15 protein-coding genes are annotated in these 16,437 nt (G+C 66.0%); 3 read left to right on the top strand and 12 right to left on the bottom strand.

Annotated elements, in window-relative coordinates; genetic code table 11:
* Positions 1-2: 2 nt before the first annotated feature.
* The 9 genes from ACOOHP_RS10845 to ACOOHP_RS10885 form a co-directional block, all read right to left on the bottom strand.
* Positions 3-917, bottom strand: coding sequence for an SDR family NAD(P)-dependent oxidoreductase (locus ACOOHP_RS10845; RefSeq protein WP_420466438.1), 915 nt, complete (start codon positions 915-917; stop codon positions 3-5).
* A gap of 30 nt (positions 918-947) precedes the next feature.
* On the bottom strand, positions 948-2,102 hold the full coding sequence (locus ACOOHP_RS10850; RefSeq protein ID WP_420466439.1) for an acyl-CoA dehydrogenase family protein: 1,155 nt from the start codon (positions 2,100-2,102) through the stop codon (positions 948-950).
* A gap of 5 nt (positions 2,103-2,107) precedes the next feature.
* Positions 2,108-3,271 (bottom strand): acyl-CoA dehydrogenase family protein, encoded by a 1,164-nt coding sequence (locus ACOOHP_RS10855; protein ID WP_420466440.1) that lies wholly within the window; start codon positions 3,269-3,271, stop codon positions 2,108-2,110.
* A gap of 13 nt (positions 3,272-3,284) precedes the next feature.
* Positions 3,285-4,451, bottom strand: a complete 1,167-nt coding sequence (locus ACOOHP_RS10860) for an acyl-CoA dehydrogenase family protein (RefSeq protein WP_420466441.1) — start codon at positions 4,449-4,451, stop codon at positions 3,285-3,287.
* A 151-nt stretch (positions 4,452-4,602) separates the two neighbouring features.
* A complete protein-coding gene (locus tag ACOOHP_RS10865; protein ID WP_420466442.1) occupies positions 4,603-5,832 on the bottom strand; it encodes a cytochrome P450 in 1,230 nt (409 codons plus the stop codon).
* A gap of 28 nt (positions 5,833-5,860) precedes the next feature.
* Positions 5,861-7,066 carry a 3-oxoadipyl-CoA thiolase gene (pcaF, locus tag ACOOHP_RS10870; protein WP_420466443.1) on the bottom strand — a complete coding sequence of 402 codons (1,206 nt, stop codon included), beginning with the start codon at positions 7,064-7,066 and terminating at the stop codon, positions 5,861-5,863.
* A 36-nt stretch (positions 7,067-7,102) separates the two neighbouring features.
* A complete protein-coding gene (locus tag ACOOHP_RS10875; RefSeq protein WP_420466444.1) occupies positions 7,103-7,897 on the bottom strand; it encodes a citryl-CoA lyase in 795 nt (264 codons plus the stop codon).
* A gap of 28 nt (positions 7,898-7,925) precedes the next feature.
* Positions 7,926-8,687, bottom strand: a complete 762-nt coding sequence (locus tag ACOOHP_RS10880) for an enoyl-CoA hydratase/isomerase family protein (RefSeq protein WP_420466445.1) — start codon at positions 8,685-8,687, stop codon at positions 7,926-7,928.
* Positions 8,688-8,841: 154 nt separating this feature from the next.
* On the bottom strand, positions 8,842-9,450 hold the full coding sequence (locus ACOOHP_RS10885) for a carboxymuconolactone decarboxylase family protein (RefSeq protein ID WP_420466446.1): 609 nt from the start codon (positions 9,448-9,450) through the stop codon (positions 8,842-8,844).
* 137 nt (positions 9,451-9,587) lie between these two features.
* Between ACOOHP_RS10885 and ACOOHP_RS10890 the strand changes: the two genes are divergently transcribed.
* From ACOOHP_RS10890 to ACOOHP_RS10900, 3 genes are all read left to right on the top strand, one after another.
* The gene (locus ACOOHP_RS10890) at positions 9,588-10,685 is read left to right on the top strand and encodes a zinc-dependent alcohol dehydrogenase (RefSeq protein WP_420466447.1); all 1,098 of its coding nucleotides are present in this window, start codon (positions 9,588-9,590) and stop codon (positions 10,683-10,685) included.
* A gap of 46 nt (positions 10,686-10,731) precedes the next feature.
* The gene (locus ACOOHP_RS10895; RefSeq protein ID WP_420466448.1) at positions 10,732-11,679 is read left to right on the top strand and encodes a DMT family transporter; all 948 of its coding nucleotides are present in this window, start codon (positions 10,732-10,734) and stop codon (positions 11,677-11,679) included.
* A gap of 177 nt (positions 11,680-11,856) precedes the next feature.
* On the top strand, positions 11,857-12,741 hold the full coding sequence (locus ACOOHP_RS10900) for a hypothetical protein (protein ID WP_420466449.1): 885 nt from the start codon (positions 11,857-11,859) through the stop codon (positions 12,739-12,741).
* A 136-nt stretch (positions 12,742-12,877) separates the two neighbouring features.
* Here the strand turns inward: ACOOHP_RS10900 and ACOOHP_RS10905 are convergent, their stop codons facing one another.
* Genes ACOOHP_RS10905 through ACOOHP_RS10915 form a run of 3 tightly spaced genes read right to left on the bottom strand, consistent with a single transcriptional unit; the run spans position 12,878 to position 16,219 of the window.
* Positions 12,878-14,359, bottom strand: coding sequence for a flavin-containing monooxygenase (locus ACOOHP_RS10905; RefSeq protein WP_420466450.1), 1,482 nt, complete (start codon positions 14,357-14,359; stop codon positions 12,878-12,880).
* Positions 14,360-14,372: 13 nt separating this feature from the next.
* A complete protein-coding gene (locus ACOOHP_RS10910; RefSeq protein WP_420466451.1) occupies positions 14,373-15,311 on the bottom strand; it encodes an alpha/beta hydrolase in 939 nt (312 codons plus the stop codon).
* 8 nt (positions 15,312-15,319) lie between these two features.
* On the bottom strand, positions 15,320-16,219 hold the full coding sequence (locus ACOOHP_RS10915; protein ID WP_420466452.1) for an SDR family NAD(P)-dependent oxidoreductase: 900 nt from the start codon (positions 16,217-16,219) through the stop codon (positions 15,320-15,322).
* Between the last annotated feature and the right edge of the window lie 218 nt (positions 16,220-16,437).

Genomic DNA, 16,437 nt, shown 5'->3' on the forward strand with positions numbered 1-16,437 from the left:
GCTTAGACCGGGTCCCAGGAGAACACTTCGCCGCTGGTTTCCAGGGCGAAGAAGTCGGCCTTGAGCGCGGGCATGGCGTGTTCGGCAACGGTCTGCGGCGTCCAGCCCTCCCCGCGATGCACGCCGCGGATGGGACGCGGCTGGCTCATCAGGAAGATCTCGTTGGCGCGCACGGCGAAAATCTGCCCGGACACCTCGTGGGCCGCGTCGCTGGCCAAATACACCGCCACCGGCGCGATCTTGCCGGCTTCCATCTTCTTGAGCTTTTCCACCCGCGCCTTCTGCTGCGGCGTCTCGGTGGGAATAGAACCGATCATGCGGCTCCAGGCGAACGGCGAGATGCAGTTGGAGCGCACGTTGTAGCGCTTCATATCCATGGCGATCTGCTTGGACAGCGAGGCGATGCCGAGCTTGGCCGCGCCGTAATTGGCCTGGCCGTAGTTGCCGATCAGTCCGGAGGTGGACGTCATGTGTACATAGGCGCCCGAGTTCTGCGACTTGAAATGCGGCGCAGCGGCGCGCGAAACGTAGAACGTGCCGTTGAGGTGCACGTCGATGACGCTGCGCCACTCGTCCACGCTCATGTTGAAGAAGTAGCGGTCGCGCAGGATGCCGGCATTGTTCACCACCGCGTCGATGCGCCCGAAGGTGTCCATCGCGCACTGCACGATGCGCCCGGCTGCCACCCAGTCCGACACGCTCTCATAGCTGGCGACCGCGCGGCCGCCGCGACTCTCGATCTCGCGCACCACTTCGGCGGCCGGCGTTTCAGCGGATTCGCTGCCATCCACCGAAACGCCGAGGTCGTTGACCACCACGGCCGCGCCCTCGGCGGCCATCAGCAGCGCCATGTCGCGCCCGATGCCGCGGCCGCTGCCAGTGATGACCACCACCTTGCCTTCCATCATCTTGCTCATCTCGTACTCTCCCTGGAATTGGTGTTGCGCTCAGGACGTCAGACCCAGCACCTGCGAGGACAGGATGTTTCGCTGGATCTCGTTGGACCCGCCGTAGATCGTCGCCGGCCGCGCGTTGTAGTAGCTGGTCAGCCAGTCGAAGGATTCGCCGCCGATGTCCACATCACCCACCAGGCCACCGGCGCTGCCCGCAGTCTCGACCAGCAACTGGGAGATCTTCTGGTAGTTCTCGGTGCCCATGATCTTGAGCATGGAGACGTCGGACCCCAGCGTTTCGCCGCGACGCACCTGATCGACGAAGCGCTCGTACAGCGCCGCATGATCCAGCACGTCGAGCTTGTAGCGCGCATAGGTGTCCATGAAGCCCTGGTCTTCGGTCAGACCCAGTTGCAGCGCCAGTTCTTCGAGTCGCGCCATGGCGTACTGGCTCTGCTTGGGGCCGCCGATGCCGATGCGCTCGAAACTGAGCAACGCCTTGGCGATGGTCCAGCCACGGTTCATTTCGCCCACGATGTTTTCCTTGGGCACGCGCACGTCGCGCAGGAAGGTCTCGCAGAATTCCTCGTGGCCGGCAAGGTTGCGGATCGGCCGCAGCTCGATGCCCGGCGTGCTGGTTTCGGCCAGCAGGAAGCTGATGCCTTCCTGCTTCTTGGCCTGCTTGTCGGTGCGCACCAGCATGAAGATGTGCGTGGCGTCCTGGGCCAGCGAGGTCCAGGTCTTCTGGCCGTTGACGATGAAATGATCGCCGTCGAGCACGGCCTCGGTGCGCAGACTGGCGAGGTCGGAGCCGGCGTTCGGCTCGGAATAGCCCTGGCACCAGACATGCTCGCCGGAGAGGATCTTCGGCAGGTAGTAGGCCTTCTGTTCCTCGGTGCCGTGCTGGATCAGCAGCGGCCCGACCATGACGATGCCCATGTCCGGCGCGCGGCCGATGCCGTGCAGCTCAAGCTCCTCCATGAAGATGACCAGCTTCGAGGGCGTCAGCCCCATGCCGCCGTACTGCTGCGGCCACGCCGGGGCCAGCCAGCCCTGCTTCGACAGGGTCAGGTACCAGTCCTTTACCTGCGCCCAGCGCAGTCGGGTCTTGGGGTAGCGCAGGTGTTCCGGGTAGTTGGCGTGAAAGAACGCGCGCACCTGGCTGCGGAAGTCGTCGTCGGTGAGGGTGTTCCAGTCGGTCTTTTGCATGGTGTTCAGCCCTCGCTTCCGGCCACGGGAGGATTCAGGCGCACATAGCGCCGACGGTGTGCCTGGGCATTGCCCAGCCAGGGCGCCAGCGACAGCACCCGGTTGACGTAGAGACTGAGGTCGTATTCGTCGGTGACGGCAATGCCGCCGTGCATCTGAATCGCCTCGCGCGCGGTGGACATGGCCACCTCGGCAGCACGCGCCTTGGCGCGACTGGCCATGCTGGTGCGCTTGTGCCGGGTCACGTCCGCATCGAGCGCGGCGACCGCCTGGCCGACCACGGCACGGGTCAATTCTTCCTGCATCAGCATGTCGGCAGAACGATGCTGCAGCGACTGGAAGCTGCCGATGGCCTTGCCGAACTGCATGCGCGTCTTGAGGTAGTCGAGCGTCATAGCGCGCATGCGCACGATCAGCGCGAGCAACTCGACCGCGTTCATCACCAGCGCCTCGTCGAGCGCGGCGGCCAGGTCGGCGCGGTCCAGGGTGAGCATCGCGGCAGCGTTTACCGACAGCTTGGTGGCTTTGAGGCGTGCCAGCGAGGTGCCGTCGGCCTGGGCCTCGTGTTTCACCTCAAGCCCGCTGCGGTCCGGCGCCACGGCGAACAGCGCGACCCCTTGCGGCGTGGAGGCCAGCAACAGATACACGGTGGCGCCGCTGCCCGGGCGCACGAAACGTGCCTCGCCGTCCAGCGTCCAGCCGTCGCCTGCAGGCACTGCAGTGAACGGCGGCGAATCAAGCTCCAGGCTGCCGGCCACGTCCTGCCAGACCAGGCCCGGCACCGCGGTGCCGGCCGCAACGGCGCCGAGCAGTTCATCGCGCTGCACCGACTGGGCACACCGCCGCAGCGCCCCGGCCGCCAGCACGGCAACCGGCACCATGGGCTCAGGCGCGAGCTGCGCGGCAAGTCCCTCGATCACCACGCGCGCTTCGGCAAAGCCGAGGCCAAAACCGCCAAATTCCTCGGGCAGCAGCAGGCCGGTCCAGCCCTGCCCTGCCAGCTCCTCGAACATCGCCGGGTCGAATTCCGGCTGCGCCTTGCGCAGCTTGCGCGCGCGCGACAGCGGCAGGCGGCCTGCCGCGAAGGCGGTGACGCTGTCCTGAAGCAAGCGAACCTGGTCGTCGCGTTCAGCCTGCGCAATCGCGTCAGGCGTGGGTTGGGCACTCATCGTTTTGAATCCCTCAGTAGCTTTTCGGAAGGCCGAGCACTTTCTCGGCGATATGGCACAGAATCAGTTGCGGGCTGATCGGCGCGATGCGCGGAATCATCATCTCGCGCAGGTAGCGTTCGACGTGGTACTCCTTGGCATAGCCCATGCCGCCATGCGTGGCGACCGCACGCGTGCAGGCGCGGAAGCCCACCTCGGCAGCGTAAAACTTGGCGGCATTGGCATCCGGCCCGCAAGGCAGGCCCTGGTCGTACTTCCAGCCGGCACGGCGCGCCAGCAGCTCGGCGGCTTCAAGTTCGATCCAGCTTTCGGCCAGCGGGTGCTGGATCGCCTGGTTCTTGCCGATGGCGCGACCGAACACCTCACGCTCCTTCGCGTAGTTCACCGCGCGGTTGAGGGCGGCGCGCCCCAGGCCCACGGCCTCGGAGGCAATCAGCACCCGCTCGGGGTTGAGTCCATGCAGGATGTATTCGAAGCCACGCCCTTCCTCGCCCACGCGGTCTTCGTCGGAGACCGGCAGGCCGTCGATTGCCAGCTCATTGGAGTCCACGCAGTGACGGCCCATCTTGTCGATCTCGCGGATGTCGACGTAGCGGCGATCCAGCGGCGCATAGAACAGGGTCATGCCCTGGGTGGGCTTCTTGCACTGCTCGATGGGCGTGGTGCGGGTCAGGATCAGGATGCGGTCCGCGACCTGCGCGGTGGAAATCCACACCTTGCGCCCGTGCAGCACGTAGCCGCCCTTGACCCGCTCGGCGCGCGTCTTCAGGTGCGTGGTGTCCAGGCCCGCATCGGGCTCGGTCACACCAAAACAGGCCTTCTGTTCGCCCTTCACCAACGGCGGCAAAAACCGCTGCTTCTGCTCTTCGGAGCCGTACACCACCACCGGCTGCAGGCCAAAGATGTTCATGTGGATGGACGACGCCCCCGACAGGCCCGCACCGGACTCGGCGATGGTCTGCATCAGGATGCTGGCCTCGGTGATGCCCAGCCCCGAGCCGCCATAGGCTTCGGGCGTGCAGATGCCGAGCCAGCCGGCATCAGCCATCGCGCGGTGGAAGTCGAGCGGAAAGCCTCCGTGCTTGTCCTTCTCCAGCCAGTAATTGGCATCGAAGCGCGAGCACAGGGTGCGCACCGCCTCGCGGATGCTGTCGTGCTGCTCGTTGGGCTGGAAGTTCAAGGGGGGTCAGGGCTCTCGGGTCTGGGTCGGCGGCGGCCGACACGCCGGCGATCTAACAAGCGTTCGACAGTTTAACGGTCTATGGACCATGCCTGCAATGCGTTGAGCGCGCCCCGCACCCCGCGCCGCATCGACGCGGGTCCGCCAACAATCAGGCCGCGCGGCAGCGCACGCGCAGGCCCTCGAGCCCGCGCACGATCATCGAGTCGCTGAACCGCGGCGTCTCCACCAGTTCGATGTCGCGCAATTTTTTCAGCAGGATCGGCCAGCCGATGCGCGCCTCCATCCTGGCCAGCGGCGCGCCGAGGCAGAAGTGGATGCCATAGCCAAAGGTCAGGTGCGGATTCGGATCGCGCGATATGTCGAAACGGTCGGGATCGGCGAACACGCCGGGATCGCGGTTGGCCGCGGCCACGAACTGGAAGATGCGACTGCCCGCCGGCACCCGCTGTCCGTGCATTTCGACGTCTTCGTTCAGCACGCGCACACCGGCCAGACCTGGCCCATCCCAGCGCAGGATTTCCTCGACCGCGTTCTCGACCTGCCTGCGGTCGTGCAGGCCGTCGCGCAGGCGCTGCAACTGCTCAGGCCAGCGCAGCAAGGCATAAAGGCCGTTGCCGAACAGCTGTGTCGTGGTTTCGTGACCGGCGAACAGCAGCAGCACGCAGGCGGCGACGAGCTCGTCCTCGGAAAGAAAATCACCCTTTTCCTCGGCAGCGACCATGCGCGCGACAATGCCGCCGTCCGGATGCCGGCGCAGCCGTTTGGCCATCTGCCCGAAATAATCGTGCATCTCGCGGATCGCGGCGTCGGCACGGCCGTAGCGATCGGGCGACAGACGCGAGGTCAGCACGAAGGAGGCCAGTTCATCGGACCAGCGCTTCAGGTGCGCCACGTCTTCGCGCGGCACACCGAGGATTTCGGCGATGACCATCGCCGGCAGCGGGTAGGCGAAGGCGCGGATGAAATCGACTTCGCCGTCCTGCTCCGCGAGTTCGTCCACCAGCGATTCCACCATCTCGGCAATGCGCCCTTCCATGTGCGCCAGAGCCGAGGTGGTGAAGGCCTTGTTCATCAGATTGCGCACGCGGCCGTGATCGGGCGGATCGTTGAATACCGCCCACAGCGAAAGGTTCTTCTCCAGCGCCGCCAGGCGCTCGCGCCGCGTCGGGTCCATGTGCGCGAAGAACGGCCGCAGGCGGTTGGCCGAGTAACGCGGATCGCGCATGGAATTGCGCACGTCCTCGTAGCGCGTGATGACCCAGCCCGCCATCGCCTCGCTGTAGTGCAGGGGTTCGTGCTCGCGCAGCCGCGCCAGCGCCGGGAAGGGGTTCTGGATCACCTCCGCGTCGCGCGGGTCGAAGTGCTCGGACGAGGTCATGGTCGCGATTGAGGTGGTGCCCGGCCGCTCATACGCGCTCGACGATCAGCGCAATACCCTGGCCTACGCCGATGCACATCGTGCAAAGGCCATAGCGTCCGCCGCTGCGTTCCAGTTGCGCTACCGCCGTCATGACCAGGCGCGCGCCGGAAGCACCCAGCGGATGACCGAGCGCGATCGCGCCGCCGTTGGGATTGACCCGCGCATCGTCGTCGGCCAGCCTCAGGTCGCGCGTCACCGCAAGACCCTGCGCGGCAAACGCTTCGTTGAGTTCGATCACGTCCATCTGGTCGATGCGCAGGCCGGTGCGCGCCAGAAGTTTCTTCACCGCCGGTGCCGGCGCAAAGCCCATGATGCGCGGCGCGTTGCCAATGGTGGTGGCCGCCACCACGCGCGCGCGCGGCTTGAGCCCGTGACGCTTCGCGCCCTCGGCCGAGGCGATCAGCATCGCGCAGGCGCCGTCGTTGACCTGCGAGGCATTGCCGGCCGTCACCGAACCGTCCGGGCGCACGATGCCCTTGAGCTTGGCCAGGCCCTCAAGGCTGGTGTCGGGACGCGGCGGCTCGTCGCTGTCCAGGCGCAGCGCGTCGCCCTTCCGTTGCGGCAGCAGCACCGGCTCGATCTGGTTCCTGAAGAATCCCTCGGCCAGCGCGCGGGCATAACGCTGCTGGCTGCGCAGCGCGAACGCATCCTGCGCAGCGCGTTCGATCCCGAACTGCTCGGCCACGTTCTCGGCCGTCTCGGGCATGCTGTCCACGCCGTAGCGCGCCTTCATCAGCGGATTGATGAACCGCCAGCCGATGGTGCTGTCCTCGATCTTCACGGCACGCGGAAACGCACTGTCGGCCTTGGCCATGATGAAGGGCGCGCGCGTCATGCTCTCCACCCCGCCGGCAATCAGCAGATCGCCCTCGCCAGCCTTGATGGCGCGCGCGGCCGTGGCCACCGCGTCGAGGCTGGACCCACACAGACGGTTGACGGTGCCGCCGGGCACCTCCTGCGGCAGGCCGGCCAGCAGCAGGGCCATGCGCGCGACATTGCGGCTGTCCTCGCCGGCGCCGTTGACGCAGCCGTAGATCACGTCGTCGAGCGCGGACCAGTCAACGCCGGTGTTGCGGCGCATCAGCGCCTGGATCGGAAGTGCCGCGAGATCGTCGGCGCGGATGCTGGCGAGAATGCCGCCGTAGCGGCCGAAAGGCGTGCGCACGGCATCGCAGATGAAGGCATCGATCATGTTGATACTCGGTGTTGGTGTGGTGATGGACGCGTCTCAGCTGTCGCTGTGCGTGCCGAGCGCGTGGTCGCGCGCCTCGTCCTCGGCTCGGGTCCAGATTTCCCTGGCGATGGGCGAGTGCATTTCTTCCATGATGTGGCCGACCAGCCCAACGGCGCGCGCCAGCACGCCGATGCCGCGGCAGGCGGTCCAGGCGATGCCGAGTTCCGAGCAGCAGGCGCCGATGGCGCCGGTGGCGTTGATCGGCAACACCTTGCCGTAGACCCGTGCGGCCTCGGCGGCGACACGCTCCATCAGTGCGATGTACGGGCCGTCGAAGCCCTGCTCGCGGGCGATGGCGAACAGGCGCGGGGTGCGCGGATCGATCGGCTTGTGCAGCGGATGTCCGATGCCCGGCAGGATGGCTTTGCGCGCGTGCCAGTCGGCGACGATCTTCTGGGCCAGCGCATCAAGATCGCCAGGGTTCTTCGGGTCGGGGATCGCTTCCTGCAGCAGCTTGGCGGAGCCTTCGGTGGTGCCCACGAACACCGTGCCCAGGCCGCCAAGGCCGGCGGCGACAGCGCCTTGAATGGATTCGGGGGCGCCGGCGTAGGTGAGCCTTGCGGCCAGCGCGCTGGGCGTCAGGCCGTGCTCGACCAGGGTCACTGCCAGCGCGTTGAACAGCACCGATTCCTGCGATGTGGGAATTCGCCCCATCATCTCCAGGAAGGCCATGTCGCCCAAATTGATATGGCCGAGCAATTCGCCCGGCAGGTCGAACCCGCGAACGACGATGCGGTCGGGCGTTGAATAACCCATCGCGGTGCGTATGGGCTTGCGTTTACTGGACATCGGAACTCCGTAAGTTGAAAAGAAAATCTCAGGAAAACTTTGGCTTGCGCTTCTCGCGGAACGCGGTCACGCCCTCGCGCGCATCCGGCGTCATGAACAGGAACGGAAAGCCGTCGCGCGCGGCACGCAGGTCATCGCCGCCGAGACCGCGGTTATAGAAGGATTTGGCCATGCGTACCGCCATTTGCGGCTTGGAGGCGATCTTCTCGGCCATCGCCAGCGCTTCTTCCATCAGGCGCTCGGGCGCCACCGCGCGGAGTGCGATGCCCAGCCGTACCGCCTCGTCGGCGCTGACGGGATCGCCGAGCATCGACATCTCCTTGGCCTTCGGTCGGCCGACCATCTCGGCCAGACGCACCACCGCGAAGCCCGGCAGCAGGCCCAGCTTGATCTCTGGCACACCGAAGGTCGCCCGCTCCGAGGCCAGGATGAAATCGCAGGCGATGGCCAACTCGAAGCCGCCGCCAAAGGCCATGCCGTTGACCGCCGCGATCAGCGGCTTGCTGCACGACTCGGGGGAGGCGAGGAAGGTGACGATTTCCTCGATGAACTGCTTCACAGCATCGGCCGAGAAATCGAAGCCGCTGATGTCTGCGCCCGCACAAAAGGCCTTTTCACCACTGCCGGTGATGATGCCGACGCGGATATCCGGATCGGCCTCGATACACGCCAGGCTCGCGGTCACTCCGTCGCGAATGCCTGCTGACAATGCGTTGAGCTTGCCCGGTTCATCCAGGGTCACCAGTGCAATGGCGCCCCGCTTTTCGAACTCCACACTTCCCAATCTCATCATTTTGTCTCCTCGGTTCAAGTTGCACTTGCAACGGTGTTTTCTGTGTGCCCCGCCTGACCCGACGGGGTTTTCATTGCCGCGAATATCACGAGCGCGCGGGTCGACGGTGATTCGACGATTGCGTCTCAGCAGGCGCGCCCCGCGATCAGAATCAGAAATCCTGCGGCGCGCGGGCCGGGCGCAGCCCGTCGGGCATCCAGTCTTCGAGGCCCTCTTCCAGCGGAATGCGCAGCGTCAGCAACAACTGCGAGAACATGCGCCAGTTGCCGATGGCCACCACCAGTTCCAGCCGCGCCTCGACGCTTTCGATGTGACGCTCGCACTCGGCCCAGGTGGCGTCCGAGATGCGGCCCGATTCCATGGTCTCGTCGGTTGCGCGCAGCACTGCGCGGTCCGCGGGCGTGAGCACCGTGGCGCTTTCCCACGACCGGCAGGCCAGCAGCACCGCCTCGGGGATGGCCATGTCGCGGGCGTAACGCCAGTGCTGGGTCCATTCGTAGTTGGACCCGGTGAGCCAGCCGATGCGCATGATGATCAGCTCCCGCAAGCGGCCATCGAGGTGATTGCCCTCCAGCAGCAGCATCTTCAGCAGGCCGCCCAGCGAGCGCGCCAGGGCCGGGTGGTGCAGCAGCACGCGGAACACGCTGAGCGGGGCCATGATCTCGGGGAGGCCCTCGCGCGCGGCGATCGTGCGGGCCTCGTCGACACTCATCATGGGAATACGCAGCGCGCTGCCGCGGGCCGGGGAAGTTGCGGTCATCGTGGAAACTCCTGTGAGCGTTGGAACATCTGAATCCGGGAGAAACGGCAGGCCGCGCATCGTCGCCCTTTCCCTAACAACTGTTAGACAGTATGCTGGCCCGAGGCAGATTTCAACTTCTGAGCGAGGAGATCGGCATGCTTCCCAAAAGCAGTCTTGCGATGGTTCTGACCGCCAAACGCCGGTTGCAGAAAATGGATATTCCCCTGCCCGACATCGACGAGGACTCGGCGATCCTGCGGGTCGAGGTATGCGGCATCTGCGGCAGCGACTACGAACAATTTGAAGACGTGCTGGGCATGCCGATGCCGGTGGTGCCCGGTCACGAACCCCTGGGCATCATCGAGAAGATCGGTGATCGCGCCGCGAAGCGCTGGAAGGTGGACGTGGGTGATCGCGTGGCGGTGGAGACGATGATTGCCTGCCACTGCTGCAACACCTGCCTGTCGGGCCGCTATCACCTGTGCGGCGATCGGCGCATCTATTCCTATATCCCGCTGAGCGACGCTCCGGGTTTGTGGGGCGCGTATTCGGAGTACATGTACCTGCATCCGAACGCCATCGTCCACAAGATGAGCAAGGCGCTGAAGCCGGAGATTGCGGTGATGTTCAATCCGCTCGGCGCGGGCTTTCGCTGGGCGGTGGAGATTCCGCGTACCAAGCCGGGCGATACCGTGGTCATCATGGGTCCGGGTCAGCGCGGCCTGTCCAGCGTGATCGCCGCTCGCCGTGCAGGTGCGAAGAAGATCATCGTCACCGGCCTTGCGGCCGATGCAAAGAAGATGGAAATCGCCAGACAGTTTGGCGCCGACCACTGCATCGACGTCGAGAACGAAGATGCGCGCAAGCGCGTCGCCGAACTCACCGACGGCGTCGGCGCCGAAGTGGTGGTGGACGTGTCCTCGTATTCCACACGGCCGGTGCTCGACTCACTGTACTTCGTGCGCCCTGGCGGCACCGTCGTGCTGGCTGGCGTCAAGGGCTTCAAACCGATTCCGGACTTCGTCTCCGACCACATCGTGATGAAGGAGATCACCGTCAAGGGCGCCATCGGCGTGACCTCCAGCGGGTATCGCAGCGCCATCGACCTGATCGAATCCGGCAGCGTCCCGGTCGAGAAGATGCACACCCATGACTTCGACCTGGTGGACGCAGAACTCGCCATCAAGACGCTGGCGCGACAGGTTCCCGGCGACGAGTCCATCCACTCCTGTCTGGTGCCCGGACGCCACTGAACCCCGGCCCGCCGCGTCGGCGGGCCGTCGTCACCTCACGATCACCATGAATTCCGCTGTCCTGGTTGCGGACCGTATCCGCATGAGTCATCGCGGCAGCCTGGCTCTGGCCGCGGCCGGTGCCGTCCTGCTGTCGGCGAAGGTCGTCTTCGTCAAGCTGCTGTACCAGCATGGCCTTGACGCGGTGGACGTGATCACCCTGCGCATGCTGACCGCGGGCCCGCTGTTCCTGGCAGTCGCGGTGTGGACCTGGCGTCAGACGCCGCGTCTGCGCGCGGGCGATCTGCTGCGCGTCGCCGGGCTCGGCTTCATGGGCTATTACGCCTCAAGCATGCTCGACCTGATCGGCCTGCAATACGTCAGCGCCGGCCTCGAACGATTGATCCTGTTCCTCACACCCAGCTTCGTGCTGCTGCTCGGCATCCTGTTCCTTCGGCGCCGCGTGCGGCCTGTGCAATGGCTGTCGCTGGTCGTGGCCTACGCCGGGATCGCCCTGATCTTCCAGCATGAGCTGAGCGTCATCGGACACCCGAACATGGTCTGGGGCGCCACGCTGATCGGCATCAGTGCCGTCATGTACGCGGTGTACCTGCTGCTCAGCGAGGGCCTGATGCAACGCATCGGCGCACTGCGCCTGGTGGCCCTGGCCCTGTGCGTCTCCACGTTGCTTTGCCTGACCCAATACCCGCTGCTACGCCCGGTTGGCCGCTTGCTGGAGCTGCCCGCGCCGGTGTGGTGGCTCGCGCTGCTCAACGGAACAGTGTGCACCGCGCTGCCGATTTTCATGACCATGGTCGCGGTGCGGAATATTGGCGCGGGTCACGCAACGCAGGCCGGCATGGTCGGCCCCGCCAGCACGCTGCTGCTGGCGGCCTGGCTGCTGGACGAGCCGATCACCGCGATCCAGCTTGCCGGCACCGCCCTGGTCACCGCCGGCATCCTGATGCTGTCGTCCGCGCAAGCGGCACCTCGACCCGAGCCTCTCGCTCCGTAATCGACCCGGGCCAGACCGGACGACGCCACCCGTCTGCCAATTCGGGCCTCTCGTCATTCCAGAATCCGAGATCGCAATGAGCGCGTTGTGCGCAGTCCCACAACGCATTACGCTTGACTACTCTCAATCAGCGACCTGCTTGCAGGTTTTTCTCATTTCCCCCCATAGGAGTTTCAGATGTCTTCCCCGCTTCCTCTTCGCACGTTCACCATCAGCGCCGTTTTTGCCGCCACGCTGGGCCTTTCGGCCTGCGATTCAGGATCTGACTCCTCCGGAGATAGCTCCTCCGCGCCCCCTGACATCCAGACGCGCGCGGACCTCGGATGCGCCGGCGTTGCCGGCACGCTGGACGGCCTGCAGACGACGCTCGCCAACTCGCTGACCTCGGGCCTGAGCGGCCAGCCTGCGGTGGCCGCCACTACCGCCCAGCTCACCGCGCTGGTCAACGACGTGCTGGACCTCGTCGATGCAACGGCCGGTGGCGCCGCTTCGCTCCAGGCCTTGAGCAGCGGCGGCGACCCGCAACTGGTCGCGCCAGTGCTGGATCAGCTGCTGTGCGTCACGGCCGCCGCCGGTGAGATCCTGTTGTCCGTCACCATCGCTGCCAGCACGCCTGTTGCCGACCGGGTCGAGCTCAATGGCCTGCTCGATACCGTCGTGGCCCTGCAGGCGCAGCTCTCCACGGCGCTCGGGCAGATTGCGGCCGGTGGGGCGGTTGGACCCGTTGCCGGCATCCTGCAGCAGGTGACCAACACGCTGTCGGGGGTCCTCAGCAGTCCACTCGGTCTCACCAGCCTGCCCGGCGGCGGCGTGGTGGCGGGCGTTCTGGCGCCCGCATCCGATCTGCTCTTCGACGTCAGCGGGTCGTTCGGACTGCTGCAGGGTGGAGACGAGCAGGGTTTTGCCGATGCGCTGCTGGGATCGGTGACTCACCTCGTTGACGGCCTGGTCGCGAGCCTCGGCCCGCTGGGCGTGGTGCTGACACCGGTGCTCAACCTGCTGAGCCCGGTCGTGGCGCTTCTTTCGCAGTTGCTCGCCGGCCTGCTCGGTCTCGCGCTGTAAGTTCTGCGGGGCGGTTGGCAAAGGCCAACCGCCCTGTTCTTGATCGGACGCAAGAGGCCCAGGGCGGACTCCACCGGGCTGACGCGTCAAACGCTGCGCTTGCGTTCAGCCCCATCGAAGGCTCAAGCCCGCCCGGTCAACCCAGCTCGAACGCTTCCAGCTTTGGTTCTCGCAGGGCTTCGTTGAATTCGCGCGGGCGGCGCGGCCAGACTTCCGGCAGACCATCTTTTCCGATGTACCAGTTCTGGCAGCCACTGACCCAGACCGTGCCCTGCATCGATTCGCGCAGGCCGTCGTAGAACGCATCGGTCGCATCCTGCCGCGGCGCCAGGGTGTTGAATCGCCCCTGGCCGTAATGCCCGATGCACTGCATGACGTAGGCGACCAGTGCCTCGGTGTAGCGGATCACCGAGCCGTTCGCCAAGGGGCTGTGCGGCCCACCGAGCAGGAAGAAATTCGGGAAGTCAGGAATCGCAAGGCTGTAGTAGGCATGCGGACCGCGCTCGTTCCAGGCCTGGCTCAGCGTCAGCCCCTTGGCGTTGGTCAGTTCCAGCGGGCGCATGTATTCGTGCGTGTTGAAGCCGGTGGCCAGAACCAGCACGTCCAGCGGATGCAACTGCCCGTCGCTGGTACGGATGCCTTGTTCCTCGACGCGCTCGATACGGTCGACGACCAGCTTCACGGAGGGGCGCTGCATGGCGGGGTAGAAATCCCAGGACATGATGATGCGCTTGCACATGGGTTGATAATCCGGCGTCAGCTGCCGGCGTAGCAGTGGATCCTTCACCCGATCAAGATTCCACTGGCACAGCGCCTCCACCATCCGCCGCTGCCAGCCCGGCTGAATCATCGCCTGGGCCAGCACCCGGTCGAAGCTCTGATCGAAAAACTTGTACGCGGTGCGCGCGATGATCGGGAAGCGCTTCAGCAGCTCGCGTTCGGCCAGCGGATACTCGCGGTCCGGGAGCGGGAACACCCATTGCGGGGTGCGCTGGAATACGTTCAGCTGGCACGGCAGTTTGGACACCGCGCTGACGATCTGCGCGCCGGTGGACCCGGTGCCGATCAGGCCAATGCGCTTGCCCTTCAGATCCACGCTCATGTCCCAGCGCGCAGAGTGGAAGCGCTTGCCGGCAAAGCGCCCGAGCCCTGGAATCTCCGGCTCGCGCGGGTGATGCAGGAACCCGCAGGCCGACACCAGGAATTCGCCGCTGTCCTCGCGCCCGCTTTTCATCGTCACCTGCCAGCGCCGGCCGTCGAACCTTGCGTCCGCCGCTTCCTCGCTGAACACGATATGGCGTCGCAGATCGTACTTGTCGGCGATATGCCGCATGTAGTTCTGGATCTCCGGCCCGCGCGCGAACCGGTGGTGCCATTCGGGGTTGGGCTCGAAGCTGTAGGTGTAGTAATGCGCCGGCACGTCGCAGGCCAGACCCGGATAGCGGTTCTCGCGCCAGGTGCCGCCCACTTCCTCGCGCTTCTCGTAGATCGAGAAGTCCTCGATGCCGGCGCGCTTGAGCTGGATGGCCATGAGCAGGCCGGACATGCCGGCGCCCAGGATCACGACGCGCGGCTTGCGCGCCCCGGCGGGCAGTGGCGGAATCAGCGGTGCGTTCATTGACCTTCTCCTGTCAAATCGATTTTGCGTTGACGGCGCAGGCCGCAGGCTCCAACCCAGCGCGCAGGAAGCGGCCGAGCGTATCCAGCGACTCGTCAGCCTCCGGCATCAGCCCGGCCTGGAGCTGGAAGTCATGCCAGAGATCCTGGTACACGCGGCTCTGCACCTCCACGCCGGCGGCGCGCAGCGCGGTCTCCAGCCGCTGCGTGTCGGACAGCAGCACCTCGTCGCTGCCGACGTGGATCAGCACCGGCGGCAGCCCGGCCAGCGGCGAGAACAGCGGCGAGAGCATGGGATCGTCCAGATTCCGTCCGTTCGCGTAATGCGCGGCTGCCCAGGCCAGCCAGTTGCGGCTGAGCAGGGGATCGGCGGCCGCCAGGGTCTGCATGCTCTCGCCCGAGAGCGTCAGATCGACCCAGGGCGAAATCAGCGCCAGCGCCCGCGGTGCGACGAGCGCGGCGTCGCGCAGCGCAACCGCCGTCGCCAGCGCCAGACCCGCACCGGCCGAGTCGCCGGCCAGCGCGACCGCGCCGTGCGAGGCGGTCAAGGCCTTCCAGGCACTCACCGCATCGTCGAGGGCGGCCGGCGCGGGATGCTCCGGCGCCAGCCGGTAGTCGATCACGAAGACCTCGCAGCCCGAGGCCAGGGCAATGCGCGCGGCGATCCCGAAGTGCGTGCCCGGTGAGCCGAGCACGTACGCGCCGCCGTGCAGGTACAGGATCGCCCTCCCGTCGGGGGCACCCTCGGGGATCAGGCGACGGGCGAGCACGCCGTCCAGGTAATGCTCCACGTCACGCACACCCTGGGGCCGAGGAAAGAACCGCGAGGCCGCACTGATGACGCTGCGCTGCACCAGCAGCGGCAGGCGGGTGGAGAACACCGGCTTGAGTCCGGCGCGCGTGACCAGGCGCAGGGTCTTGGACACGAGGCGCGCGCGGTTTCCTTCCTTCATGCCCTGGCTCACTTCCCCGCCGAGACCTTCATCAACAGGCCAATCTCTTCCATCGCGTTCTTCGGGATCACGAACTTCGAGGTGTCGCGGATCTCAGCAAGATTGTCGCGCACGTCCTCCACCGAAAGCTGCGGCTTGTAGTAGCCCGGCACCACGCCGACGAACACGCGCCCCACCCGCCCGCCGCCGCAGCTGTAGGTCTCGCCACTGACTTCGCAGCTCTCGTGCGCAAGGTAGGCGACGACCGGCGTAACCAGCTCCGGTGCGAGCTTTTCCGCCATCGGCCCGAGCAATTGTTCGGTCATGCGCGTGCGGGCAGCCGGGGCGATGACGTTGACCTTGACGTTGGCCTTGGCGCCTTCGATGGCGGCGACGTGCGAGAAGCCCACGATGCCCATCTTCGCCGCGCCGTAATTGGTCTGGCCAAAATTGCCGAACAATCCCGCGGCCGACGTGGTGTTGACGACACGACCGTAGCCCTGCTCCAGCATCAGGTTCCAGGCCGCCAGCGTGCACCAGATGGTGCCGTAGAGATGCACGTCGATGACCGGCTTGATCTCGGCCTCGCCCGCATTCTTCAGGGCTTTGTCGCGCAGGATGCCGGCGTTGTTCACGAGAATGTCGATGCGGCCGTAGGCCTTGACTGCCGCGTCGATGATGGCGCGCGCACCGGCCTCGCTGGAAACCGAGTCGTAATTCGCGACGGCAGTTCCGCCGGCCGCCTTGATCTCATCGCAGACTTTCTGCGCCGGGGTCTTCGAGGCCCCGCTGCCATCGGTGCTGCCACCGAGATCGTTGACCACCACCTTGGCCCCGCGAGAGGCCAGGAACATCGCGTGGCTGCGGCCCAGCCCCTGTCCTGCGCCGGTCACCACCGCCACCTTGCCGTCGTATCGCATATCGCTCATGAACTGCTCTCCGGTTGGTTTTTCCTGAACCGTACTCTAACGGTTGTTAGTTATTATTTGTTCCGCTCTGCGCACGAGGCAAACTCCCTCGCGCACGCACGCGGGCCGAGTGGTCCTCCTGCCCGCTGGAGCAGGCCGGCACCACGGTCCTGACGCTCGCTGGCACTAAATAATCATTTTTTTCCGACTGTTACGTGATGTTCACTGGCAAGTGAGTT

The sequence above is a fragment of the Panacagrimonas sp. genome (assembly GCF_965216805.1).
In the GTDB taxonomy this organism is placed as follows: Bacteria; Pseudomonadota; Gammaproteobacteria; order Nevskiales; family Nevskiaceae; genus Panacagrimonas.